The sequence below is a fragment of the Paenibacillus pedocola genome (genome assembly GCF_031599675.1).
Lineage (GTDB): Bacteria > Bacillota > Bacilli > Paenibacillales > Paenibacillaceae > Paenibacillus_AQ > Paenibacillus_AQ pedocola.
The window spans coordinates 1,327,062-1,351,185 of record NZ_CP134223.1 but is presented as its reverse complement, the minus strand read 5'-3'; the positions used below and the strand labels follow the sequence as shown (position 1 = coordinate 1,351,185).

25 protein-coding genes are annotated in these 24,124 nt (G+C 50.7%); 2 read left to right on the top strand and 23 right to left on the bottom strand.

Going from position 1 to position 24,124, the window contains the following annotated elements; translation table 11 throughout:
- Nucleotides 1–15: 15 nt before the first annotated feature.
- From QU597_RS05905 to QU597_RS05845, 13 genes are all read right to left on the bottom strand, one after another.
- Complete coding sequence (locus QU597_RS05905) at nucleotides 16–2,277, bottom strand: hypothetical protein (protein ID WP_310831790.1); 2,262 nt, start codon at nucleotides 2,275–2,277, stop codon at nucleotides 16–18.
- Complete coding sequence (locus QU597_RS05900) at nucleotides 2,274–2,906, bottom strand: hypothetical protein (RefSeq protein ID WP_310831789.1); 633 nt, start codon at nucleotides 2,904–2,906, stop codon at nucleotides 2,274–2,276. Before QU597_RS05900 ends, QU597_RS05905 begins: the two co-directional genes overlap by 4 nt.
- Before the next feature lie 93 nt (nucleotides 2,907–2,999).
- A complete protein-coding gene (locus QU597_RS05895) occupies nucleotides 3,000–3,497 on the bottom strand; it encodes a hypothetical protein (protein WP_310831788.1) in 498 nt (165 codons plus the stop codon).
- A gap of 19 nt (nucleotides 3,498–3,516) precedes the next feature.
- The gene (locus tag QU597_RS05890) at nucleotides 3,517–3,897 is read right to left on the bottom strand and encodes a hypothetical protein (RefSeq protein WP_310831787.1); all 381 of its coding nucleotides are present in this window, start codon (nucleotides 3,895–3,897) and stop codon (nucleotides 3,517–3,519) included.
- Between the two features lie 12 nt (nucleotides 3,898–3,909).
- Nucleotides 3,910–4,053 (bottom strand): hypothetical protein, encoded by a 144-nt coding sequence (locus QU597_RS05885; RefSeq protein ID WP_159067672.1) that lies wholly within the window; start codon nucleotides 4,051–4,053, stop codon nucleotides 3,910–3,912.
- A 5-nt stretch (nucleotides 4,054–4,058) separates the two neighbouring features.
- On the bottom strand, nucleotides 4,059–4,274 hold the full coding sequence (locus QU597_RS05880; RefSeq protein WP_310831786.1) for a hypothetical protein: 216 nt from the start codon (nucleotides 4,272–4,274) through the stop codon (nucleotides 4,059–4,061).
- Between the two features lie 108 nt (nucleotides 4,275–4,382).
- Complete coding sequence (locus QU597_RS05875; RefSeq protein ID WP_310831785.1) at nucleotides 4,383–5,255, bottom strand: hypothetical protein; 873 nt, start codon at nucleotides 5,253–5,255, stop codon at nucleotides 4,383–4,385.
- Nucleotides 5,256–5,264: 9 nt separating this feature from the next.
- Entirely contained in the window at nucleotides 5,265–6,314 is a 1,050-nt protein-coding gene (locus tag QU597_RS05870; protein ID WP_310831784.1) for a hypothetical protein, read from the bottom strand.
- Between the two features lie 13 nt (nucleotides 6,315–6,327).
- Nucleotides 6,328–7,875, bottom strand: coding sequence for an ATPase, T2SS/T4P/T4SS family (locus QU597_RS05865; RefSeq protein WP_310831783.1), 1,548 nt, complete (start codon nucleotides 7,873–7,875; stop codon nucleotides 6,328–6,330).
- Complete coding sequence (locus QU597_RS05860; RefSeq protein ID WP_310831782.1) at nucleotides 7,872–8,936, bottom strand: P-loop NTPase family protein; 1,065 nt, start codon at nucleotides 8,934–8,936, stop codon at nucleotides 7,872–7,874. The genes QU597_RS05865 and QU597_RS05860 overlap by 4 nt, the downstream gene beginning before the upstream one ends.
- Before the next feature lie 16 nt (nucleotides 8,937–8,952).
- Nucleotides 8,953–9,699 (bottom strand): CpaB family protein, encoded by a 747-nt coding sequence (locus QU597_RS05855; protein WP_310831781.1) that lies wholly within the window; start codon nucleotides 9,697–9,699, stop codon nucleotides 8,953–8,955.
- A 138-nt stretch (nucleotides 9,700–9,837) separates the two neighbouring features.
- Entirely contained in the window at nucleotides 9,838–10,734 is an 897-nt protein-coding gene (purU, locus tag QU597_RS05850) for a formyltetrahydrofolate deformylase (RefSeq protein ID WP_310831780.1), read from the bottom strand.
- Nucleotides 10,735–10,785: 51 nt separating this feature from the next.
- Nucleotides 10,786–11,913: a deoxyribonuclease IV gene (locus tag QU597_RS05845; protein WP_310831779.1), complete on the bottom strand. Its 1,128-nt coding sequence runs from the start codon at nucleotides 11,911–11,913 to the stop codon at nucleotides 10,786–10,788.
- A 172-nt stretch (nucleotides 11,914–12,085) separates the two neighbouring features.
- On the opposite strand from QU597_RS05845, the gene QU597_RS05840 reads away from it, so the two are divergent.
- Together QU597_RS05840 and QU597_RS05835 are read left to right on the top strand one after the other, a co-directional pair.
- Nucleotides 12,086–12,541 (top strand): DUF2621 family protein, encoded by a 456-nt coding sequence (locus QU597_RS05840; RefSeq protein WP_310833241.1) that lies wholly within the window; start codon nucleotides 12,086–12,088, stop codon nucleotides 12,539–12,541.
- A 27-nt stretch (nucleotides 12,542–12,568) separates the two neighbouring features.
- Nucleotides 12,569–13,471, top strand: coding sequence for a TIGR01777 family oxidoreductase (locus QU597_RS05835; RefSeq protein WP_310831778.1), 903 nt, complete (start codon nucleotides 12,569–12,571; stop codon nucleotides 13,469–13,471).
- Nucleotides 13,472–13,498: 27 nt separating this feature from the next.
- On the opposite strand, the gene QU597_RS05830 is transcribed toward QU597_RS05835, so the two are convergent.
- From QU597_RS05830 to QU597_RS05785, 10 genes are all read right to left on the bottom strand, one after another.
- Nucleotides 13,499–15,082, bottom strand: a complete 1,584-nt coding sequence (locus QU597_RS05830) for a DUF6382 and FHA domain-containing protein (protein WP_310831776.1) — start codon at nucleotides 15,080–15,082, stop codon at nucleotides 13,499–13,501.
- 63 nt (nucleotides 15,083–15,145) lie between these two features.
- Nucleotides 15,146–15,658 (bottom strand): A24 family peptidase, encoded by a 513-nt coding sequence (locus tag QU597_RS05825; protein WP_310831775.1) that lies wholly within the window; start codon nucleotides 15,656–15,658, stop codon nucleotides 15,146–15,148.
- Nucleotides 15,659–15,683: 25 nt separating this feature from the next.
- Nucleotides 15,684–16,724 (bottom strand): TadE/TadG family type IV pilus assembly protein, encoded by a 1,041-nt coding sequence (locus QU597_RS05820; RefSeq protein ID WP_310831774.1) that lies wholly within the window; start codon nucleotides 16,722–16,724, stop codon nucleotides 15,684–15,686.
- 15 nt (nucleotides 16,725–16,739) lie between these two features.
- The gene (locus QU597_RS05815) at nucleotides 16,740–18,998 is read right to left on the bottom strand and encodes a hypothetical protein (RefSeq protein ID WP_310831773.1); all 2,259 of its coding nucleotides are present in this window, start codon (nucleotides 18,996–18,998) and stop codon (nucleotides 16,740–16,742) included.
- An 82-nt stretch (nucleotides 18,999–19,080) separates the two neighbouring features.
- On the bottom strand, nucleotides 19,081–19,743 hold the full coding sequence (locus QU597_RS05810) for a TadE/TadG family type IV pilus assembly protein (protein ID WP_310831772.1): 663 nt from the start codon (nucleotides 19,741–19,743) through the stop codon (nucleotides 19,081–19,083).
- The gene (locus tag QU597_RS05805; protein ID WP_310831771.1) at nucleotides 19,743–19,931 is read right to left on the bottom strand and encodes a Flp1 family type IVb pilin; all 189 of its coding nucleotides are present in this window, start codon (nucleotides 19,929–19,931) and stop codon (nucleotides 19,743–19,745) included. Before QU597_RS05805 ends, QU597_RS05810 begins: the two co-directional genes overlap by 1 nt.
- A 13-nt stretch (nucleotides 19,932–19,944) precedes the next feature.
- Nucleotides 19,945–20,820: a type II secretion system F family protein gene (locus QU597_RS05800; RefSeq protein WP_310831770.1), complete on the bottom strand. Its 876-nt coding sequence runs from the start codon at nucleotides 20,818–20,820 to the stop codon at nucleotides 19,945–19,947.
- A 12-nt stretch (nucleotides 20,821–20,832) separates the two neighbouring features.
- Nucleotides 20,833–21,681, bottom strand: coding sequence for a type II secretion system F family protein (locus QU597_RS05795; RefSeq protein WP_310831769.1), 849 nt, complete (start codon nucleotides 21,679–21,681; stop codon nucleotides 20,833–20,835).
- Entirely contained in the window at nucleotides 21,678–22,943 is a 1,266-nt protein-coding gene (locus QU597_RS05790) for a TadA family conjugal transfer-associated ATPase (protein WP_310831768.1), read from the bottom strand. Before QU597_RS05790 ends, QU597_RS05795 begins: the two co-directional genes overlap by 4 nt.
- A complete protein-coding gene (locus tag QU597_RS05785) occupies nucleotides 22,936–24,105 on the bottom strand; it encodes a hypothetical protein (RefSeq protein WP_310831767.1) in 1,170 nt (389 codons plus the stop codon). Before QU597_RS05785 ends, QU597_RS05790 begins: the two co-directional genes overlap by 8 nt.
- Nucleotides 24,106–24,124: the final 19 nt, after the last annotated feature.

Sequence of the window (24,124 nt, the reverse complement as noted above, 5' to 3'; positions counted from 1 at the left end):
GTGATTCTCCCTCTTCTACCATGACCAGTCCGATAATGGAGGACGATTCAGTACTGTAACGACTCGTTCAGCCACATTCTGGGTCGCTGTATCCGCCGATTTACGATCATTTACTGTGACAAATTGATCTATTGTCGGTTGACCAAACTCTTCTTTCGTTGTTATACGAATTTCGTAACGCCCCACTTCAGTTGGATAGAAATTAATCCGATCCAGATTACCGTTATCCAGGAGCACCCATGCTTCTTCAGCATAGTTCCCATCGTTATCTGAATCATATCTATACTCCCACACTCGCTTTGCTAAATAATCATAGTCCGGAGATATGGAGAGGTCATCTACGGTTACACTTGCCTTGTTCCCGTTTGTTGGGTCCCGGTAAACAGTATTCGGCATGGAGATATAGGGGGCAGGGGCTTGGTCGGGCTGGACGTTGAAGTTGATCGATTTCGTTGCCGAATAGCCCGCAGTATTTTCTACATACAAAGTGGCTTTATACTGTCCTGCGACTTTAATCAATATGTCTGCATTATCCGTCCCAGTCAGGCTTCCACTGTACTTTATATCTGCATTTGTCCCTCCGGAAACTGCAGAAATCGTAAACTTTGTTTTGCCTGGAATCATCGGAAAATCATCTGCAGCATTCTTACTGGCATTGTGCAGTGTTATTTTACGATTTTCTTTTAACGTCCCAAGGACTTGTAACTTAGCAGCCGGCGCTGGGGCCACAACCTTAATATCGCGAGATGTCGTTGCTGTAAGACCGTCATTATCCACCACAGTGAGTGTGATGGTTTGGGTCGTGTTAATGGAATCCAAACCATACCCGGTGTCACTCGATTTGCCGTATAAAGCATCCTCCACATTAGGATGCTGCCAGGTATATTTCACGATCGTTCCATCCGGATCAAAGGAATCTGCTCCGGATACGATAAACTTCTCACCGGCTACAACCTGGTCCGGCATAGTTATTCTGGCTTCCGGTGGTTTACCAGTTGAAGGCAGCGGCGTGGGATTTGGCCCACTCGATGGCTTGGGTCCATTATATGTACTGGCGCTTGAGGTCAGTGATTGCGTTAAGCTGCTTATGGGTCCATCGGGAGTAATAATCGGTTTGGTAAAACGAACAGTTACCGTTAGGGCATACTCCTGTTTAAAGGTTGTAGCAGCGGCCTTTTCCTTTTTAATGTAGAATGTGAATTCTTGTGTACTGCTTAGTTTTTTTACATAGTCTTTCTTCACTAACAGCGAGGCGTCATTATTCGACTCCTTCGCGTAGAATACCCATTCCTGAATATTGGAAGTGTCCGTATAGGCTTCCAAGGTCCCTTTTAATGAAATTACTACAGGTATATCGCTTCCTGTTGCTTCAGTCGGGTTAGGATTTGGTTTGATGAGATTCACTTCTCCAATGAGAATGGGCTCGGTGGGTAAAGAATAGTCGAAGGTTACAGTACCATTATAGGAATATGTTGGAATATTGGCAGTTGCAGTATAGTAATAATAAACGCCAGCCTTATAAAATCTTCCCATTGCTGGATAGACTACAGGAGGATTGGCCGTGCCGGTTACATTGTCCCATCCACCTTTATCATCCGCTGAGATGGGGATTTGATAGGCAATAATAATTTTATTCCCCCTTGGGTACGCATTTGTTATCCAAGCATCTACATCAGAAATTGTAATACCAATAGTGTTTTGATCGACATATTTTTCTGCAACGGGTACCATATCTAACGTTTTCCAAAAACGACCCACTGTGGTCTGATTAGATGCAGCATTTACTGTAACTTTTGGGACTCTTTCTGATGGATAGGTGGAATCTGGTGCTGGTAGATCCTTTTTAGTCATGGTATCGGTACTAGGGCTGTAATCATTAATTTGCCATGTGCGACCATCGGCATAACGCCAAATGCTATTGCCGATCTGTGTATAAAATTTGTCTTGCCCACTAAGTAGCCCTTTTACTTGAATTGTTTTGCTCGCTGAAACACCTTTTAAGTTAAGTGAAATCTTACCATTACTGATCTGTAACGAATTCACAGCGTTCGTGCCATTATACTTTAGACTACTTAGGTTTATGGATGATGCATTTACACCTGACGGTAAATCAAGTGTAAATGCTTTTGCACTGTTATCATCACCAACAAGTCCTGTAGAAACAGGAACAGAAATTGCTCCTGTTTGATTTCCTGATCCAGAAGCTGATCCAGTCTGCGAAAACAGACTGGATACAATGAGAATACCAGTGAGCAGAAGTGATCCTAATCTCCTCATTTCCCTACACCGTCCGGATCCACAAGATAAAGAGTCTTCAAATTACTTTGATTTATAAGCGTAACAAAAAAATATCTTGGCTTGACCTTTACGTAGTAGGCTTCGTAAGAGGTAATTGATTGATTTGGTTTAATTACAAAATTACCTAAGGCTTCTTTGCTATTGATTGGATAATTCGGATCTCCTGGAGATAGGAAATATCCTTCGCCATTATTCAAAGCATGGTCTACAGACACTCTCCACTTTTGACTAAGATCTTGCATATCTCTTCGAATAGTCCGGGAAGTTTTATTAGTTATAGTAATTTTCGTCCATATCAAATACTTCGCTTTTGGATACAAATTGAGGGGAAGAAACTTATATGTTTTCCAAATAGTTTGCGCATCTTTCGAGTTAACATCATATATCATTACCTTGTGCAGAGTGTAAGAAAGTCCATCGGCATCGATCGTAGCCGGCAAATCTTGCGTTTTTTCCATACCATACTTAAAAAAGTTGTCGGTCATTGCAGGTGTTTTTGTAGTAGCCGCTGCTGCTGCAACATGATTTTTTTGAGTAATACCACCTAGTGTTAAAAGCTGTCCAACTAGCATTGCAGCAACAGATACTCTAAGAATCATTTTATTCATTATTGTTTCTCCCCTTAATAGTGTTATAGATTGTTTATGAGCGGATATTTAAGATCACTTTGCTTGGTACCTTCCAACCGAAAAAATTATAAATTAATCATTCAGCTTGTACTCCTGAACTGCCGGTACGATAATAGCCTCTTGGACCTTTGCACGCGAGATCAGGACGGGATGCTGCGTCTCAATCACTGCAATGACGGAAGGACCTTGTATGTATTTGGTGATGCCGTATGTACTATCCTCATAGAGGAGCGGAAAAGTTACGCCGGTGGAATCGTCTACGATATCGAACTTCACAATCTTCACCCGGGTTTGCAGCCTGCTCCCCTCCAGGGGGGACAGACCGTCGTCAAGTCCCAGATTACGCTGAAGTGACTCCAGGAAGGTGGCGTATGCTTCAGCGGGATCGATGATAAGCCTGCCTTGCGCTCTTGCGCTTTCGTTTAGTTCCTGCGATGCATCATGGACAGCAATGTTATTGGCATCCTTTAACATGCTGCGCAGCATGTCCCACTCCTGATTTTGAATTTGAAAAAACCAGGAGTAGACAAAGATCAGGAGGACAAAAGCGAGTTTGATAACATAATCCATAGTTTAGATCATCCCTCAATTAATCGAGATACTCGCTCATTATTGAACCGTGTCCGTAATAACTTGTCGGCTGAGACATACCGGAGAAATTATAGGGAAACAGATTTAACCGGGGCGCGGTGATGTATACATCAATCCGCTGCTTACGCTCCTGCACGGTTTCCGTACTGCTTGAGATTACAATAGAAGCTTCAGGAAAACCCACCGCCTTCAGGTTAGCAATCACCTCACTTTTCATCGAAGCTGTCACAATCCCTTCTGTAGCGGCCTTTTGCGTAATGTAGGATGTGTTGGCTTTGACCTGCAAATCAAGTAAATAATCGATATACGTAAAGATGGGCTGCAGAATAATGAACAAAACAAGCCACATAAATAATGCCCGGAGGACGGTTTCCTTCACCCAAACTCCTCCTTAGTACTGCTCTACTTGCTTGGTATGCGCGATAATGTCATCCTGACTTCCGCCAATGATATTTGTGGCCGCCCCGATAAAAATCCCGGCAATCACAAACCCGATAGCCAAAAACATAGCGATAGAGATCGAGTCTTTTTTCATACCGCTTAGACCATAGGACTGGTAGAAGCTTGTACTGCCGGGGTTTGACCGAGCTCTGTGGGCTGGATCATAGTTACACTTACACCTGGAATATCTGGTCTGTTGTCATCTGCATCATTGATCACATCACGTACTACAGGAATCAGGATGGCGATGACAATAGCAACACAGAGGAATCCGATAGCGATAAACAAACCCGTAGAAATAGCGTCTTTTTTCATTGTTAATATCTCCCTTTTAATTTTATATTTTTAATCGATGCTTGAATATAACAAAAATCTTAACACTTCATTTTTTTGCAGCATTCACAAAATCCCTACTGCTGTAATTCACTGAAACATCCCAACCCCATTAAAGTTCCCTTTAATCAGCATGATGTACTGCATGGCCAGCGAAACAATCATCAGAAAGGTGGCGATGGACGGGATTACGTTAATGATGGTCGAGATATCGCCGATGAAGGACCACTTCTTCAGATATTGGTCGCTGGAGATTTTGGTGATAATCTTGCCCTGCTCCCGCAAATAATTGGCCGCTTCGGTGTCGTCATCCATCCCTTCGGTTGCCAGCAAAATCGAACGGATATCGTTAATAAAGACATGACCGGCCGGAAAATTCCCGCAAAACCATTCGATTGCCCGCTCCGTGCCTTCATCCACCGCCCGCTCGGAGAGCTCATACAAATCCTGGCGGATATAATGAAAATGGCTGGCTGTTCCTGCACAAAAAGAGCCAAACTGTACATACCCGCGCTTACGCAGCCGGTTGTTTTCATATAGCCGGATGAAGGAGATGAGCTCGCCGTCTTTTTGAATCAGTGTCTTCTGATGCAGCCAGGACAGCAGCCAGCCAAACGGCAAATACCGTTTAGGACTGCTAATTATTACAATAAGCATAGCGATCAGCAAATCCATCATGGAAAAAGGCACCCCACGAATGAAATCGCCCGCCGCCTGAACTGCTACATAAATTAATGCTGCTGAATAGCGAAAAAGTGTGATTTTGCCTGCGGATATGGAAAGGCCGGCGGATTGCAGCAGCTGCTGCAGCCGTTCGTTGTGCACTTTTTCCCCAAGTGCTTTCCACTTTACTCCAAGCCTAAGAGCATAACGCTCCTGCTTAGTGCTGCTGCTCACAAAAACCAGCAATGCAAGATAGACCACTCCGCACACCGCAATCAAAAGCAATAACCGATCCATCATTCATCACCTCTAGTGGTAGTCCAGTTTGGGTCTGGCGAGTATCGTACTGATAATGAAAGAAATAAACAGCCCGGAGATGATAACCATCAGAAAGGTAAGACCTACGGTAGTCTGAAACTGCAGCTTAAAGTAGACATCCGGCTTCAGCATATACATAAACGTCCCGACTGAAGAAACCAGCACTACCAGATTTCCGTACAGGCCCAGACTGATCGCATCCCTGCTGCCTGCTTTTACCGTCAGAATAGTGTCGCGCTGCTGTTCCATGGAACGGTTGAGCATCATGAGCGAGCTTTTCAGATAACGTGTCCCTTCCTTCTCGCAGTACAGCAGATCAGACACAAACTCTACGGCAAAAGTCGTGCCTATCGCATCCGAGAATCTAGCTGCCTGTTCATTAAGCTCAAATTCATTGCAGTAATTGGCAAATGCTGCACTCAGCAGCCTCAAGGGCGTCTTCAAGACATTCTCCTCAGTCAATAAATCTGCCGTTCTGGCCAAAATAGAATCCGCCGATAAATGTGTGAATTTGGTCGCAATCTTGATCACGTCAAGCAGATCGTAGCTGCCGCGCACCTTTCTCTGCGCATAGTTGTATCTCATCCGTAGATAAGGAATGCTCCCCGCAATCACTGCCACAAACAGCGGAAGCCGCCAAACCTCATGAACCGGCTGCCGTTCCCCAAAGCTGATCCCCTCCAGAAACGGATTGTTAAAGCTCATATGTCCCGGCAGCTCACGCAATGTAAGCAAGGTAGACAGAAACACTGCTATAAACAGAAAAGCCGTACGCATGACAAAACGCATAACACTGATGCCCGGCTCATACCTCCGGTGGGCAAAATAGAGCAGGTCGTCTAAATGCCTGTACAGCCACAGCCTTTTTTTAACCTTGCTGATTCTTTTGCGGAGAAGGCTCCTTCTAAGCTTCATATGCTGATCTATATTCAGCCCAAGCTGCCTCAAGTGACGTTCAACCAGCGGCTTCACCATCTGCCATAGCCCCCAGGCGACCAGCAAATGAAGAGCAAAGCGAATCAGATATAAGATAAAGTCCACGCTCCATGCCTCCTCATTCGTTGAGTACAATCCTGGATTTAAGGCTCTCCTTCAGCGGGTGCTCCATAGGCTTCATCGCAGCCAGGTGTCCCAGTTCCTGCATCAGCACACGCATGGCACGCGCATTTTTCTTCCGCATCTTCGTCATCAGCTTCTCCGTCAGCTTGTCATTATAGCTCCAGGCCGACTGCTCCTCCTCCCAGCGTATCAGATCATTTGCGAATACCGAGTTGAGCTCTTCGTCATAGAACACCTCGGAAATCCGCGCCAGCCGCTTTTTCCCGTCCGGTACGCTTTCAAGAATAAAGACCAGCTCGCAGGACTTCAATGCTGAGATCAGATGCCCCTTTAGGCTGCCACCAATCCTCGTGGACACTGCAAAAGCCCCCTGATAAGGAATATCCTCCGAGTCAACAGTATGAAAAGTTCCGGTGATCCCGTCGTAGCCTTTCTCGCCGCTCCATAGATAGAACTCCCACTCGTTGTAGCGCATTTCCGTCATATAAAGGATGTTCGGATCGTGGCGCAGCGACTCCACCCCGACCTCCATCAGCTCTTCATTGGCCGCCTGTATCGGAATAATCCGGTGCCCCTTGATCTGGTACGGCAGAATCGACTCTGGATGCTTCTCAATCATCACTACCCCCATGCAGGAGGCAGAACCCAGAAGCTGCTCACCGACAATCGTATTGGCGAAGGTGGTTTTGCCTGAACCGACTGCGCCGGCAATGATCGTATTGCGGAACGTTCCGGACAGTGCACGGATCAGCTCTATGGCCTCCGCAGGAATACACTCTGTACCGGCCTGATCCTCCAGATCAAGAAACTCCACCACCTGGCGCCGCATCGAAATCGTCGTAAATCCTTCCCACACCCTGGGCGACACCCAGATGGCAAGCCGGATGAACCTTCCGGGCCACAGCGGATCATCCATTTTGAACTCTACCGAAGGGTTGTCCTTGTTCAGTTTTTTGTTAGGGTCGCTTTTGAGGAGGGAACGTTTCAGCTGCTCCACCCGGTCCAGCGAGGGCATGTCATAGGGATAGGCGACAAACCTGCCGCGATGGTTGTAAAAGATTTGCCGTCCGATCATCTGCAGTCCGGTAGATTCGCTGTACGCACGGTCTGTGAACCAGCGGTAAGCCGGGCCAAAACCTTTCCATTCATGAAATAGCGCCTCTGCTGCAGTCCGGTATGCCTCAGGTACCACGCCGGTAAATGGTGTTTTGCGCAAATACTTTTCAATTTCGTTCATAAAAAAGCTGACCGCCTGCGGATCGCCAATCAGCGCCTTGGCATTCAGTTCAAAATAACCGTCATCTTCCCGCTCCAGCCCGGCGTTCATGTCGCTTTTCATCTTGTGCAGGAAGCCGTAAAAATCCTCTTTCCCTGGCTTACTGGTACGCAAAACACTCTGTTTCAGGGAGAAAGGACGGCGGGCTGCCGGAATAGGAAACGTATTATCCCTAAGCTCATTGGGTGGCCATAGCGGTTCCCGTTTAGAATATTGCCCCTTCTCCCGCGGCTGTTCCTGCCAGATTTCTTCACGGTATTCGATCATTGGAAAATCCCCTTCTTCCGCACTTCCAGCGCAAGACCCAGCGACACTAACAGTGCGTGAACCTTGTCATCTACATGCTGGAGTTCTTTTTTGCCAAGGGGCATACTGTCAGTAAGCGGCTGGTAGTATGGCAGCTCGAGCAGAATCTCACTGCCCAAGCGCAGCGCCAGACTTTTGGGTGAGGTCATTTCGTCCACATTGCTGCGGTTAATGATCCACTGGAAATCCTGAGGATGCAGATCCATATGCCCGGTCAGCTCCAGTAGCGCTTGAAGCCGGTATTCATGCCTGGGGTGCGTGACCATCATACGCAGTGCTGATTTCTGCATACCCACGTACCATGCAGAACTCTCAGGAATGGAGCCAAAATCAGCAACAACCACGTCTGCGTTCGCACCTGCTTCCGCCAGCAGATATTCAATCTCCTCCTCCTGATAATCGTGGACACTTAGGAAATCGAAATTGCCAGGTAAATAGGAATATCCGTCCTGCTTGACTAGCCCTTCAAAATCCTCGCCATGGAGCATCTTCCCTGTAATCCTGGGACGCAGTCTATCCAAGCTTATAGCTGGTTTACGGTCATATCCGGGATCATACAGATCCATTCCCAGCAAAATCACCCTTAGACCTGCTGCAGCAATCCGTCTGGCGAACAGCTTAGCTACACTAGTGCAGCCGATCCCTGGACCCGAGCCGAAAAAACCGACCAGATTTCCGCGTTCCTCATGCTCCTCCTCTATGATGTACCGCAGCTTTTCGATCATTGCCGAGGATGTGGAGCGCGGCGGAATAAAGCATATCCCGAGGCTTTCGCACAGCATATGAATAGCCTGGTAGCCGCGTACTCCTTTTTGCAGATATACATACAGGATCGTGGAGCGCGGAAACTTCCGGCTCAGCTCACTTAAGGCACTAACCGGCACCTGTTCGCTTGTAACCATCAGCAGGTGCCCTTCGGCATGGGCGGGTTCAGGCAGTACATTTTGCGTTACAACTGTAAAACCGGCCAGCTTAATCTCATTAATCGTCAGTTGATCCATGCCCAGACTGAATATTTTCAAGGCCGCTCCCTCCCTTCTATTCAACGCGTACAATCCACAGCTTCTTGCCCTGCTCCAGATATTGCCCGAGCAGCTCACCATCGCTTTTCTTCAGCTTCAATTCCGGTGCCGCAACCTTGCCGGTTGAAGTGACACGGTTATTGGTATTGCCATTCTCCGAGTCCAGTACATCATTGTTATCCTCTGAACGCACATAGTTTACGGTGACACCGCTCAGGAACACCTTTCGGGCAGGTCTTATCGGTTCAGATCCCCCTGTTACCGCTCCCGGAGCGCCTGTCTCAGCTGTTGTGCCGCCACTCCGTTCTTTATTCGGTGAATCGCCCTCAACCAGGTAAATATCCACCTTATCCCTGCTGCGCAGCGAACCGTTGATGGCATAGATGGCTTCCTTGGGGATCGGAAATATCCCCTCATCCTGCTGCGGCTCCAGATCACTGACATCTACCAGCGATGCCGTCAGAATGCTGCCATCCATCAGATTCACATTGGTAATCTTGTGCTCCACCTGGGTAATTTCTGTGATTACGCCTGATGGGACATCTTTCGTCTGAACCGAGTCGAGGTAAAGATCACTTTGCTTCAGTTCATAGTTTTTGGGTAAAAAGCCGCCGTCAGCCACCTTAATCTTGACTACCGTCTGCGACAACACATAAGGCTTGAAATATAGATCGTAGCCGAGCAGCCCACCGAAACCGGCAAGCAAGATTAGAAAGGCAAAGAAATAATTACGTTTTAACAGAGTTCCTCGTTGTGAAGCCAAGCCTCTTACCTCCTTTGAAAACCGGTTTTTGCCCACGAAAAAAGGCACTTTGGCAGACGTAGCCAAAATGCCGGTAAAATGCTTTTTCACCTAATTAAACAAACAAAAATATTAGATTGTAATGTGTGGGAATTACAGTTAATTGAATACTACTGTCTTATTGTGGTGTACCAGAATTCTGTCCTCGATATGCCATTTCACAGCACGGGCCAATACTACCCGCTCGATGGTACGTCCGATTCGTTTCAGCTCGCTCACATCGTCGCTGTGGCTGACCCGCTGCACGTCCTGCTCAATGATTGGACCGCCATCCAGCTCTTCCGTGACATAGTGGGCGGTAGCTCCGATAATCTTCACTCCGCGCTGATACGCCTGGGCGTAAGGTTTACCGCCTACGAATGCTGGCAGGAACGAGTGGTGGATATTGATAATCCGGTGCCGGTAATGCTCGATGAACGAAGGGGAGATAATCTGCATGTACCGGGCCAGAATGATCACATCAATATTGTCTCCAATGACCTCCAGCTGGCGCTGCTCCGCTTCCGCCTTCGTATCCGCTGTAACCGGAATATGGTGGAACGGTATGCCAAAGGATTCAACATAGGCCTGCATATCTGTGTGGTTGCTGACTACAAGAGCAATATCCGCATCCAGATCACCGGCCTGCCATTGCCAGAGCAGTTCGACCAGACAGTGATCCTCTTTGGATACAAAGATCGCAAGCTTCTTCTTATAGCTCACATTGAAAATCTGCCAGTCCATCTTAAAACGCTCGGCGACACCCCCGAAGATGGAGCGCACCTCATCCAGCCGCTCATCAAGCTTGGGCAGATCAAACTCCACTCTCATGAAAAACATACCGCCGTCCGGATCCATGGTATATTGGTCAGACTGCACGATGTTGGCACCTTGCTGGTATAAAAAATGCGACACGGCCGCTACGATTCCCGGCCCGTCAGGACAAGAAATGAGCATGCGTGCCCGGTTCGGATATTGTCCGCCTGTAGAATGATCTCTTTTCACATGTAATTCCATAGTCCGCTGTCCATCCTCTCATCTACTTGCGCAATCTAACGTATGTCTAGTTTAAGCGTTCACGAGCACCTGTTTACCTGCCAGCCAGGCGATTAAGCGCTGATTGACGGCTTCCTCGCTAAGCTGCGGAAAGAGTCCGGCTGCAGCAACATTATCGTAAAGCCGTTCCAGCGGCTCACGCGGATCAGCCTTTTTGGCCTTGGCATCATTTTTGAGCAGATCCCATACATCAAGTACATACTGACGGGAATCCATCTCCTGCTTGGCAAAGAAAGAATGCAGCTCTTCCACTTCCTGCAGAAAATCTGCTCCGAACCGTTCAGCCACATTACCGCGCAGCAGGGCGATTTCGATCTCGTACATCGGGCGCAGCTTTTTCGCATCCTTCCCGATCCATGGCGTCTCCAGAATAAACGGCAGACCTGAAAGCGCTTCGTGGTGGACAACCTTGTTGATCGTCTCGAAGCCTATCCAGCCTGAACCAATGGGAGTATGGCGGTCCTTGCCTGCTCCGCGCGGATTTTTGCTGTCATTGATATGGACAACACCCAGCCGCTTGAGACCGATAATCTCGTCAAACTGACGCAGGACGCCGTCCAGATCACCCACAATATCGTAACCCGCATCATGGATGTGACAGGTATCCAGACAGATGGACAGCCGCTCATTATGTACGACCTTGTCAATAATGGAGGCAATCTCCTCGAAGCTGCGGCCGATTTCTGTCCCTTTCCCTGCCATCGTCTCCAGGGCAATATGCACTTCTGTCTCGTTTGTACCGCCAAGCACCTCGTTCAGACCGTCAGCAATCCGCTGGATTCCGTATTCCGCGTCCTTGTCTGTGTAAGCTCCCGGATGAAGTACAATATGCTTGACCTCAAGCTCATGAGTACGACGGATCTCCTCCTGCAGGAAGTCAACAGCAAGCTGATATGTGTTGTCCTTATAAGAGCCCAGATTAATAATATATGGAGCGTGCACGACGATCTCTTCAACGCCGTTAGCCTTCATTGCCAGTTTCCCTTCGGCAGGATACATCGCTTCAATCGGCTTACGGCGTGTATTTTGCGGCGCTCCCGTATATATCATGAACGAGCTGGAACCATACTCATTTGCTTCATTAGCCGCGCTTAAGAGCCCCTTGTCCGCGCAGGACACATGTGAACCTATTTTCAGCATGCCTTTATTCCCTCTTTCCTTCACGAATTAACCCTTATTCTACCGTGATCGGGAAAATAAATCTAGGCAAGCTCCTGTGCAGTGCTTTGGCTTCGCAAAACTTTAGAAATACGCTATACTTTAGGTAAGATGAAGATTTGTGACAATCATCATTGTCAAAGGCGGTGTATACATGTCTGATTTCAGTTTATTATCGTCGACACCAAGCAATTGGTTTATGAACTCTATCGCATTTTGGACCTTTCTACTGCTGGGCTGCATGTGCATCGGCGGCTTCTTTATGTTCCGCAAATTCCTGAAGGTGCTGCCCAAAGCTGACGGCAAATCCAAGCTTGACTGGCAGAACTATTGGGTCGAACGCAGCCGTCCGCTATGGAGCGATGAAATGAAGGCGTTTCTGGATCAGCTGGTGCAACCGGTTCCAGGGCCATTCCGCGATATCGCCAAACATTCGATCGCTGCCGAGATCGGTAAGATCGCTGTAGAAAGCGATGCTCCGGCCGTGACCCGTGAGCACTGCATCAAGGGCTACATCGTTGCCACTCCGCGAAGGGACAACCGGTTTCTCGTTACCTTTCTTGAGAAGAACGGCATCGACTACACTCCCTACCGGCACCTTATCAAGTAAGACGTATCCTGACGGGAGGATTCATTCATGAAATATATCATCTGCGGCGGCAGCGGATTCATCGGCCGTGAGCTCACGGAATACTGGCTTGCTGCCGGACATCAAATCATTGTAGTCGGACGAAAACCGCCGAAGAGTAAACCGGCTCATCCGGCCCTCAGCTACACAACTTGGGATGACCTTGCTGTCACTCCCGAAATTGCTGAAAAGGCGGATGCTCTAGTTAATCTTGCCGGAGCCTCACTCAGCCAGCGCTGGAGTCCAAGCGGGAAGAAAGCAATTATGCAGTCCCGGCTTGAAACCGTTAGCGCCGCCGGTAAACTGCTTCATGCCCTCGTGCATAAACCGCCCGTTATCCTCCAAGCCTCTGCTGTCGCCATTTACGGTACATCACTGAATGATACCTTTGACGAAGATTCACCAGCCCGGGTCATGGACTTTCCTTCAGAAGTCGTAAAGACCTGGGAAGCCGCTGCGGATGAAGCTTATCAGGGGGTACGGCTGATCAAACTGCGTACTGGTGTAGTTCTGGGTAACGAAAGCGGAGCTTTCCCCAAAATGAAGCTACCCTATTCCCTTGGTTTCGGCGGCAGGATCGGCAACGGGAAGCAATGGCTCTCCTGGATCCACCTTGAGGATATCGCCCGTCTGATCGATTTCTGTATCCGCACCCCGGAAATTACAGGCCCGGTCAATGCCACGGCCCCTAATCCCGTAACTAACGGGCAGTTCGGCAAAATGATCGGCAAAGTATATCATCGTCCGCATTGGTTTCCGGTTCCTGCCGTGTTATTAAAGGCAGCTGTCGGTGAACTCTCGGAAATCCTGCTGGAGGGCCAGCGGGTGCTTCCGGCCAAAGCGGTGAATCATGGCTTCACCTTCACTTATCCAACCTTGCAGCCAGCACTGGAGCAGCTTAAATCAGAGTGAGGCATGCCCGTTCTCCCCGGCCTGTTCTCAGGCTGAACGGAAGGTGTAACAGCCTTTTACGATTGTAAACACACTCCCTTCAGTCAGCGGATATTCTTTGTAGGGGATCATCGGAGCTCCCTGATACAGCGTTCCGTTTCTCGAATCCAGATCCTTCAGGATATACCCTGCCGGGCCCCTTGATATCTCGGCATGCACCCTTGAGGCTCCCTCGGACTTCTCTACATATTGGGCAACCTCCGGGGAGCGGCCGATAATAAAGCTGGCACGGTTCAGTTCAATCCTCTCACGGATATCGCCTTCATCTGTCTGGATTCGTTCAAGATAAGGAGCTGCGTGTGCCCGCTCTGCCTTCTCCCATTCCTTACCTGGAGCATCGCTTCGCGTCAGCAGCGCTGTTGCCGCTTCCGGAGCAGGTTGATGTTTGCCCTCCGCTGCCGTCCTGTGCCGCATATCCTCAATATCCGGGTAAACCGGTGCAGCCGGCTCCCGTCCGGTCCTGAATGGAGCCAGGGGACGAACAGGCACTTGCGGATTTCTGCCAAAATCCCACTCCAGCTCCTTCTTCGGCTTGCGGCTCTGCCTGTGTTTATCTAACCTTCCCTCTTCCGGCTCAGGTTCTTCCTCGTTATCAGCCTCCACCTTATTCCGCCCGAACGTCAATCTTTCACTCCATACCATCCAGCACAGAATTCCCAGTATTAAGGTCGCTGTAAGGCAAACAATTAACCAGATCATGAGCGCATGATCCAAATAAAGAAACTTCCACAACAACGCATCTACCAAAACAGCGCCTAATGCAGCATAAGTTCTATTGGAGGAAGGTAAGTTCCCGTCATTCACGGTATCTGCAGGACCAAGCGAGTCCGAGTCTTCCTTTAATCTGAGTTTAGGCAAAGAATTGCTCCATGGAGCTTCAATCTGCCCAGCCATGGTTGCGTCCACCTGCGGCTGAGTGAACGACCATCTCTGCGGCACAGCTGGTTCCACCGCTGCAATCACCTGTGGGTTATGATTTATCATTGTCTCTGCAGCCGGCGGAGCAGAATCTGTATTTCCGGAGGGTCTACTCACAGGAATTCCGTCAGCCAGCAGCTCTGCCAGAAGCGCTTTGAGTCCTGCCATGGTGAAATCCTCACTGCCGCAGTACTGCAGCAGTCTTTGGACCCCGCTTCCGGAAAGCTCTGTGACCGATGCCATAAGCACCATGATCAGAGACTTCATGCTCTCTCCAGGTGGTGCCTGCAGCCTTTCAGACTGCAAGGGTATGTAAGTTAGATATACCTTGCCGCTGCTTAGTGACCCATCTACAAAAATATAGTCCTCATGCAGTGCGTACTGCTCCGCCCGCAGCATATACAGCCTGCCCTCTTCAATCCCCCGGGTAATCTGCAGCAGCAGTCCAAAGAAATCGGCCATACCCAGTCTTTCACTTTTCAGCAGATGACTGAGCATTTTACGGCGGGAGACAGCATATTCCAGGGTAACCTGCAGATCAACCTCCCTTAGCAGCAAACGCAGATGATGGGGAATAACCGTATTCATCAGCATCCTGGCCTGAACCATGTTAAGCTCTGCAGCCGACAATCCGTCAGGGCTCCCCAACTGCATCGATATACCATCCTGTTGTATAAAATCACGCTTTAGTCCGAACAACAAGCATCACCTCCTAATCTAAAGGTAGACATAGGCGCATAAATATCCCGGAAGAACAGCCAGCATAAAAGGAAACCTTAGCATCTCGCTGTCCTTTCCGCTTCTTAATAATGCGGGATTACGCAGCAGCAGAAATCCGGCGGTCCTGCTGATAACGTTGCGCATGCGCCTGCCTGTCTCTCTTCGGGCCAGCAAAATGATCCAACCGATCACTGCGCCGAACAAAACGGAATACATAATTACCTGCAGTGAGAACCATACCCCCAGCCAGGCCCCAATTCCAGCAAAAAGCTTCACATCCCCAGCACCCACCGCTCCCATGAAATACATGAGCAGCAGGACGGCAAAACCCGCGGATGCACCACAAAGTGCAAACAGCAATCCATGCCAGCCGTAAATGAATCCCCTTGAACATAGCCCTGTCATCAAAGCAAGCACGGAGATCCAGTTCGGTATCCGCATCCGCCGCAAATCCGTGATGAATGCCGCCCCCAGAAAGAACAGGCAGCCCCAAAAAGCCCACTCCGCCATCTGCAATTCGCCTTCTTCCGCTGTATCATTTCACTACTGTAAAAGTTGCTTCCAGGCTGGTCCCATCGTCCAGAGTGATTACAAAGGGCCAGGAACCCGGCGTCGTATTTACCCCGATTTTCCACTCCCATTCGATATATCCGGCTTCGTCTGCCTGCTTCCAGCCCAAATATTTCGCCGTACTCTGGCCGCTCTTATAGAAAATGGACAAGTTAGCCGATGCTCCCGGCGGAACCTTGACCCGGATCCTGCCTTGATGATTGGCAACTCCGGGATTCGGCTTGTCCAGTATTACGATCGAGCCATGCTCCCCGCCCTCTCCGGCATTCCCGCTCTGCCCTGCAGCATCGGTATTCCCTATCCAGAGCCGTTCTACCGCGCTGGCTTCAAGAACGATACTCCGATTCAAAAAAGGCACTTTCATCGGCAGCTCGTAGCTGACGACAAGTCCGAAGTAGGGGCGTGTGCCGTTCTTCAGCTCCGGAACGGTGACATTGGAGACATGAAGCCGGTCATATTCCAGCCAATCTGTAGCCAGATACGGCTTGACCAGAGGCTTAAGTGCAAGGTCAAGCACAGACTGCGACGCCTCAGCCTGAAGCTCCTGCAGCGGCCCCTCTGCGCGCTGCACGGCAGATCTGACCCACTCATCAACAGGTGCCGGCAGATCAGCTGCATAGCTGTCGCTCCATTCCGTAAGTGACAGACGGGGAATACCCCACTTGCCGGAAGACAGTGTTGAACCGGCAGCTGCTCCTGCAGTTGTTCCATCCGCTGCTCCGCCTGCCTTCCCGCTATTGCTGCCGGCACCTGCCGGATCAGCTGTACCGCTACCCTGCTCCCCCCACTTCTGCGCGGCCAAAGCCGCAGGATAGATATGGGTTGAGATCATCTTGACCGTGTCGGAGGCGGTGCTCTGCAGAGCCGTCGAATACAACGTCATCTGAACGATAAAGATCAGGAATAAGACGAACAGAAGAAACATAGGGAGGACCATAGCCGCTTCAACAACCATACTGCCTTCATCCTGGTGCTTGCATCGTCTCTGCTGGTACCAGTGCTTCATTCTGCCAACCTCCTGCTAATAAGAAAAATCAGCCTGCACTGCCCGGTAGTACACTTTATCTTCCACATCACCGGGCAGAGCCGAGCTGTAATCCAGCAGCTTCACCACACCCGGCAAAAACCACAGCCGCAGGCCCATACGGATCTCTGCTGAAGCGTAAGTGAACCTTTCCGCCGGGTTGATTCCTGTATCAAGCCTGATCAGGGCCAGCATCCGGGACAGCTGTACATTCCCCGTCCCGTGCAGCAGCATAAACAGGCGCAAGTAATCGCGGTAATTCAGCTTTGCAGGCAAGTATTTGGACAACGGAACCTCTCCAGTCTTGCATAGGAGCAGCATATCTTGAACCGCCTGCTCCACTCCGTACAGCAGTGCCGCAGCCAGAATGGCCAGCGGATTGCTGAGCCGGGCACTTTCGATAAAACCCTCCATCGTCCGGATAGCCAGCCTGAGTGCAAAGATCTCCCCAAAGGCTGCCGCCACATTTCCTGCCGGATTATGAAAGCCGTATAAAATGTACTCCAGCTCCTGGGCATGCGGATCTAGCTGATCTGCCAGCACAGAGGCTGTATCACCGGCAGGGCCAGAGACTGCCGGTGCCAGCAAAGAAAGATCAAAGTACGGAAAATATAGCGCTGAGTATTCTGTTTGGAATAACCTATCCCGCGCGCCCTCCATAATGCTGCCTATGGAGGCATATAGACCATCCACCTTCCCCATTGCTGAGCTGCCCGCAGAATAAATATCCGTACCGCTACCGGATTCCCCTGTTGTCTCCTGATCCTGCGCCTGATTAAGCTTAATATTCTCCTCATAATATTGCCTGAGTGTGCCGTACCGCCCCATAGCTGCCTCCGCGCTATCTCCCAGACCACGTATCTGCTCCAGCAGCTCCATGGCATCTCCAAGCTTGGTTTTGACCTGCCGTTCCAGCTGCTTACGCTCACCATCCGAGGTCCGATGCGCTTCGATCCGGGCTGCTTCGGCTGTAATAACGGCCCCGTTATCTCCGTAATTGTTCAGATAATTACTGCTGGCATGTGAAGCGTCTATTACGGCAGTACTCATTTGGGTAAAATCAGCATACAGCCCGGAGACTTCGGACAGCACGGCCGGCAGGACGGAAACCGGCGGTTCTACCGCCTGCGAAGCTAACTCCTGTGCATGCAAGTTTTGTTCCATCCCGCTGATTTCGGCAGGCGTAAGAATCAGCGCGTCTTCCTGCTCACGCAGCTTTGCCAGCGGCTCGGCACTCAGTTCAGTACTGCTGCTGCCTGGAATATCCCATCCACTTGCCGAAGCTTCACCGCTCTCAGCCCCGCTGTTTCTGGATTGCTCCAGCACACTTCTCATTTGCTCATTTAGTTCTCCGGCCTGCTTAAGCGCCTCTTTCGCCTCAGCCATCAGAGAGTTATGCTCCAGCTTGTAAGCGGACAAAGTGCCAGGGAGATCTGAAATCAGAGCGGCAGCTTGCTCTATATAGCGGGCAAGAGCCTGCTGATACTTTTCAGACTGCGTTTCCCGGTCACGGTATAGGTCAGCATAGTATTTTCCGACATAATCTCTGTACATGGCCACAATGTCAGCCGCAGATGCAATATTCCCAAGAGAAAGAGTGTTCACATTTTCCTGAGGAGGATTCATAATCATCTGCTGCAGTACTCTCCCGCTCTCCGCTGCCTGCCGCCGCCGCTTCATCATGAGATCCAGTGCTGCTTCGCGCGCATCATATAAAGGCTGCAGCTTACCGAGCACTTTCGTTGAACGTGAAGCTTCCCCCATCGCCGCCGACAGCGGCCTGAACTTTCCGGCCAGCTCCAGCGTGAAGTCAACCGGTGCCTTATATTTCATCTCCTCGGCAATCTGCCTGCGGAAGATATCGTAGCTCCCAATGGGGCGGCTCCAGGTTAAGGAAGAAGTATCCAGCTTGACAGGCAGCAGATTAAAGGCATCCCCCCGACCGCTCTCGTATAAATTATCATTCAGCACACCGGACAGCAGCTGATCTCCGTCATCGCCCCCGAAGGTGAACAAGCCGTAATTCTCCCGCAGGCTGATATCATATGAGGACATCACCGAGCGGACCGCTGCCCTTGCCAGACGCTCCTGCTGTACATTCGCCGCGGCAATCCTTGCGTAATCAATCAATACAGCTGTGAACAGAAATACAAATGCCAGCACCATGATCAGAAAAATCGAGACTGAGCCTTCGGTCCGGTTGTTCCGTCTGGATGTCTGCCCTTTTCGCTGACCGGTAGTCAAAGCCTTTAGCATCCTCAACCAAGCCTCCTCCCCTGGCGTGTTATCCTGAGCCATCGCTCCTTAAGACTCAAAATCTCCTACTTTATCTAGCTGCCTACTTTTTCAGCTTAGTCAGCATCTTGCCTGCGTCCTGCTTCTCCATGCTTGTCCCGGAACCGCTGTCCTGTCCCTTTCCCTTGAACTTCGCTCCATAATAACGCATCAGGTCCACGGTGCGGATAAACTCCACAGGATCTGCAACAACCGATTGCACCTGCACTTCCGGTTCAGCGTTATCCTCGAGGATTTCATCCAGCACCGGCAGATGAAGCACGCGCTTCAACTCTGCACTTACTTTGCGGCTAGTCAGACTGTAGGTGTAGGCCAGTTCACCAGTTATATTAGCCGGAACCTTCGCTGCCGATTGCTGAAGTTTGACAACTGGCAATGTCCCAGAGCCTCCCGCAGCAGGCAGGGTCAGCTGAACTCCGCCATCACCGGCTTCTGCGCCAAAAAGTGAGGTGAGCAATCCATCCTCTCCAATGCGCCAATACAACGAATCGTAATACCCAATCGCGAAGGCCCCCTCCGCACCTTTATGACTGTTATCCCAATTGAAAGCCGCCCGTTCTGCCGTAACAGAGGCTACCTGCAGCAGCATAGTCCTTTGGTAGGTATACAGGCAAAAAAACAACAGCAGCATCGTAATCCCCATGATGATTGGCAGCAGCATAGACGCTTCAATGGTGAAGCTGCCTTCGTCATTCTTCAGGTTCATCAATCAAAAACTTCCTGGCTCTTACTTCCGGCTGTACTAATCAAATCCTTGACCACCTTCACAATTTCTGTGCGGAACACCAGAACCACCGCAATCAAAACCGCAATAATCATAATCATCTCCAGCGTGCCCAGCCCCTCTTCATCCTTCCACAAGCCTTTTGCAGCCTCCGCTAACGTCGTCATCATTATCCTCATCCTCCTACATTTTCAGCATCATGATCGCCGGTGTTCCCACCAGCACAATTACAATCAAAAAAATTAACACCATCGGGAAAACCAGCTTCGAGGAAGCCTGTTCCCCGCGCGTCCGGCTGACCGCCTTCCGTTTCTCCCATAACATCCGGGAAAGATCCCGCAGCGATAGAACAAAGTCTGCACCGCCTCTGCGGTAATTCAGCAGCACCGTCGTTGTAAACAGTGACACCTCCTGTACCGCGCAGCGTTTGCTGAAATTCTCGAAAGCCTGCTGGAATGAATAGCCGCCTTCCCATTCCGTAGTCATAATAAATAATTCTTTATAAAGCGGATGACTATAGTTGCCCTTGCGGCTCTCAACACAGCGGATAATCGCCCGCTGCACAGTCTCTCCGGCGCCAACCAGCAGTACAATGCTGTTCAGCAGCTCTGGCAGTTCCAGCATAATATTCTGTTCACGCAGCCGTACTTTCTTATGCAGATCACTAACCAGCGCAACCGGTAATATCAGCGCCAGGACCGCGCCGATTATGATTCCGGCCTGCTCACCGCTGAAGGCGGTCAGCAGGCTGCCCCCAAGCATAAACAGCCAACTGTAGCTGAACATTTCTGCCATAAAGATTAATGTCCGCTCTGAGCTGTAGCGCATGCCATAGCTCTGCTGCAGCGACCGCTGGATTCTGAACATGACCGAAGGCAGATGACTGCCAATTCTCCATCGCTCGATCAGCAGCAGAAAGGGTTCTCCAATTCCACGCAGCCGCAGTCCCTCCATCGGCAGGCTGCGCAGCACGGCATACCGGCGGCCGCATTTCAGCCGCAGAAGCATCCAGCACAGTCCCAAAGCTATCGCGGCCCCGCCGCACAACCACTGCAGCATTACCTCGCCTCCTTACAGCGGAATATTCATGATCTTGGAAGTCCAGAGATAACACAGAAACAAACCAGCCAGCGCTAAGGTCGAAATGGCCATTCCAGCACCTGTATACATCGGCTCCATATAGTCGCCTGCGGTCAGGCTCATAAATAGAACCATCATTAACGGAGCGGCCAGCAGCGCTTTGGCCTCGAATTTCTTCTGGGCAATACTGACGGCAATATCCTGCTGGATATCAAGCTTCTCCCCAATAATCGTGGACGTGCGGCGCACCACTTCGACCAGATCGCCGCCAGTGCGCTTGCAGACGGAGAACACATCGGCAAACCGCTCGACATCCTCCATCCCGGCCCGCAGGCTGAAGTCATGCAACGCCTCCTCCACCGGCTGGTTATATTCCATCCGGGCGCAGATAATCGTCAGCTCTGAGAGCATATCGCTGCTTCCCTCTGGATCGAGCATTTGCAGATCCGCAACTGCTTCACGAAAAGCATTCTCGACCGAACGTCCGGCGGAAAGCGAAGAAGAGAGTGAAAACAAGGTCTTCTTAAACTGCAGATTGAGCGCCGAGCGCCGCCGGTCTCTAAGATAATCACGCAGGATCCGCGGCGCATAGGCTCCTCCCGGAACCAGCAGCAAGGAGAGCAGCACCTGGTGATAGAACAGATAGCCGAGGCCAAAAAGCAGCAGCCCGCCTGCCAGCACCGCCAGCATTTTTAATCCGGGGGACAATATGTACACCGTATAGTCCGGCAGTTGAGGCCTCCTTTGCTTTTCCTTTTCATTCACTCCATTCTCGCTTACAACACCGAATCTGCTTCGCCGAACCGGTAAGCGGACTGGCATCCTATGTGATTGCTTCATATCAGTACCCCCTTCGAAATCCCAGACTCAAATTGCGCCAGGGGATAGTTACTCACTCCGGCCATCTTCAGCTTGCCGGAATGCTGCAGAGGATTGCCGCAGGCAACAAGGGCGCCGTCTACCCTTCCGTCACTTTCCCCTGTCTCCCGGAACTCATACAATGGGTTCAGCACCACCTCCCCATCTTGTATTCCAATGACCTCGCAAATTTCCAGCACTCTTCGTGAACGGTCCCGCAGCCTGGAGAGATGTACGAAGATATCGATCGCCGAGCCGATCTGCTGCCGGACTACGGCTACAGGGAGATTAGCTGCGCTAAGCACCATCGTCTCCAGGCGGCTGACCATATCCCGCGCGCTGTTCGAGTGCCCTGTGGACAAGCTTCCCGCATGGCCGGTGTTCATCGCCTGCAGCATATCCAAGCATTCGGCTCCCCGGACCTCACCGACCACGATGCGGTTCGGCCGCATCCGCAGGGATGAGCGGATCAGATCACGAATTGTAATCTCCCCGCGTCCCTCCGTATTGGCGTTCCTCGTCTCCAGGGAGACAAGGTTAGGCACGGTGACAATTTGCAGCTCGGCGGAGTCCTCGATCGTAATGACCCGTTCCTGCGGCGGAATGAACTGGGAAAGGGCGTTTAAAAATGTAGTCTTGCCGGAGCCAGTACCGCCGCTGATAAAAATGTTGTATCCGGCAGCAACCAGAATTTGCAGAAACTCCGCCGCCTCTCCGCTTAGCGCACCGCGCTGTACCAGTTCGCCCATTGTCATCGGCGATTCGGGAAATTTGCGGATGGTCATGGCCGGCCCCTTCAGCGCTACCGGCGGCAGCACAACATTGACGCGTGAGCCATCCCGCAGCCGTGCATCCACGATCGGCGAGGAATCATTGACTACCCGGTTCACCCCGGATACCACCGACTGGATAATATCCTCCAGTCTGCTTCTAGACTCGAAGGCCAGCGGCAGACGCCGGATCTGACCTTCCTCCTCCACAAAAATCTCATCATGGCTGTTGATCATAATCTCAGTGATCGCCGGATTATCAACCAGCGGCTGCAGCACATCCAGCCCCCGGAAGGAATCGAACAGCTTCTTCACCAGCTCATGCTTCTCCTGGGCGGTTAAATACCGCAGGCTCTGCATTTCCAGAATGGTTCGTTCTATATATGCGCTGAGCTCATGGTTGCCTGCAGCCGATGTAACATCAAGTCCTGCGCGGATGTCACGCCTGAGCTTCCTGAACAGCTCTTCATTCATGCAGATTACCTGTAAATACGAGAGGTAATACCGGCTCTATGATTCCTTCGCAGAGCTGCTGAACGCCAGCCATAAACTGCGGAGAACTGAGGCTGAGCTCAACATGATGCCGTAAGCCCCAGGACGGGATATAAGGAAGCAGAGCATCCAGCTTAATTTCTTCAGGAACTGGCGTGTTCTGCACTGAATCCGTAGCAAAGTTGAGTACAAACCGGCTCCTCTCCTGAATATCCGGCGGCCAGCCGGAATGCGGATGGCTGCCATGCTCCAGCCACCTTAGGGTTTTGTACATGCTTGCCTCATCGTTTCTGAGCATCCATAGCAGGATCCCGCACCGCTGCAATACAGCCAGAGTCCGTTCCTCTTCAATACTGCCGGCATCAACAATCACGATGTCATAGCTTCCGGCTGCATCCAGCAGTTCCAATAAATCCAGCGTATCCTGCCGGGTCATCTGGAGCATTTCTTTGAAGTTCTCTACAGGTCTGAATGCATCACAGCGCAGGCGGTCATACCTGGCTACATATCTTCCCAGCTCAATATTCCCTGCGCTGTCCTTGCCCCCTTCCCCCCGGCCTGCCTTGAGCTCATAGAGCAACCGTTCAAGTCCGGGTGTGTTCCCCGCCGGCATCGGCACAAATAATCCGCTGCTGTCCACACTTTCCAGATTCAAATAGAAGACAGACAACCCTAAATCCGTAAGCTGTTTGGACATATTGAGTGCAAGAGTTGTTTTGCCGCTGCTGCCCGTCGCCGAGACCACTCCGAGTATGAGGGTCTGTTCTCTATCCGCGGAGGATGGCCTCGATCGCACCACATCACACAGCTGGAGTATGGATTCGAGAAGTGCGGGAAGCGACTGGTATTTCGCAATGACCACGCCGCCAGCCAGATTAGCACTCTTGCCTAATGTCCGGCCATCCTCACTAAGGACTGCCCACGGAACCGTATTCTTCCCTTCCACCAGCCAGGCCTCAATGAAGAAGGGATCTCCGACGACCGCATCCACCGTCTCTTCGCTTTTCATAAATTCCATAAAGGTTTCCGGCCTGCTGAACGCTGATACCCGCAACAGCTCACCGTAATCACTGTGATGGATATAATGCAGCAACGGTTCAATGTATTGACTCTCGCGCACGGCCAGTACAATTCTCGCCGCCATGAAGCCACTCTCCTTTCTT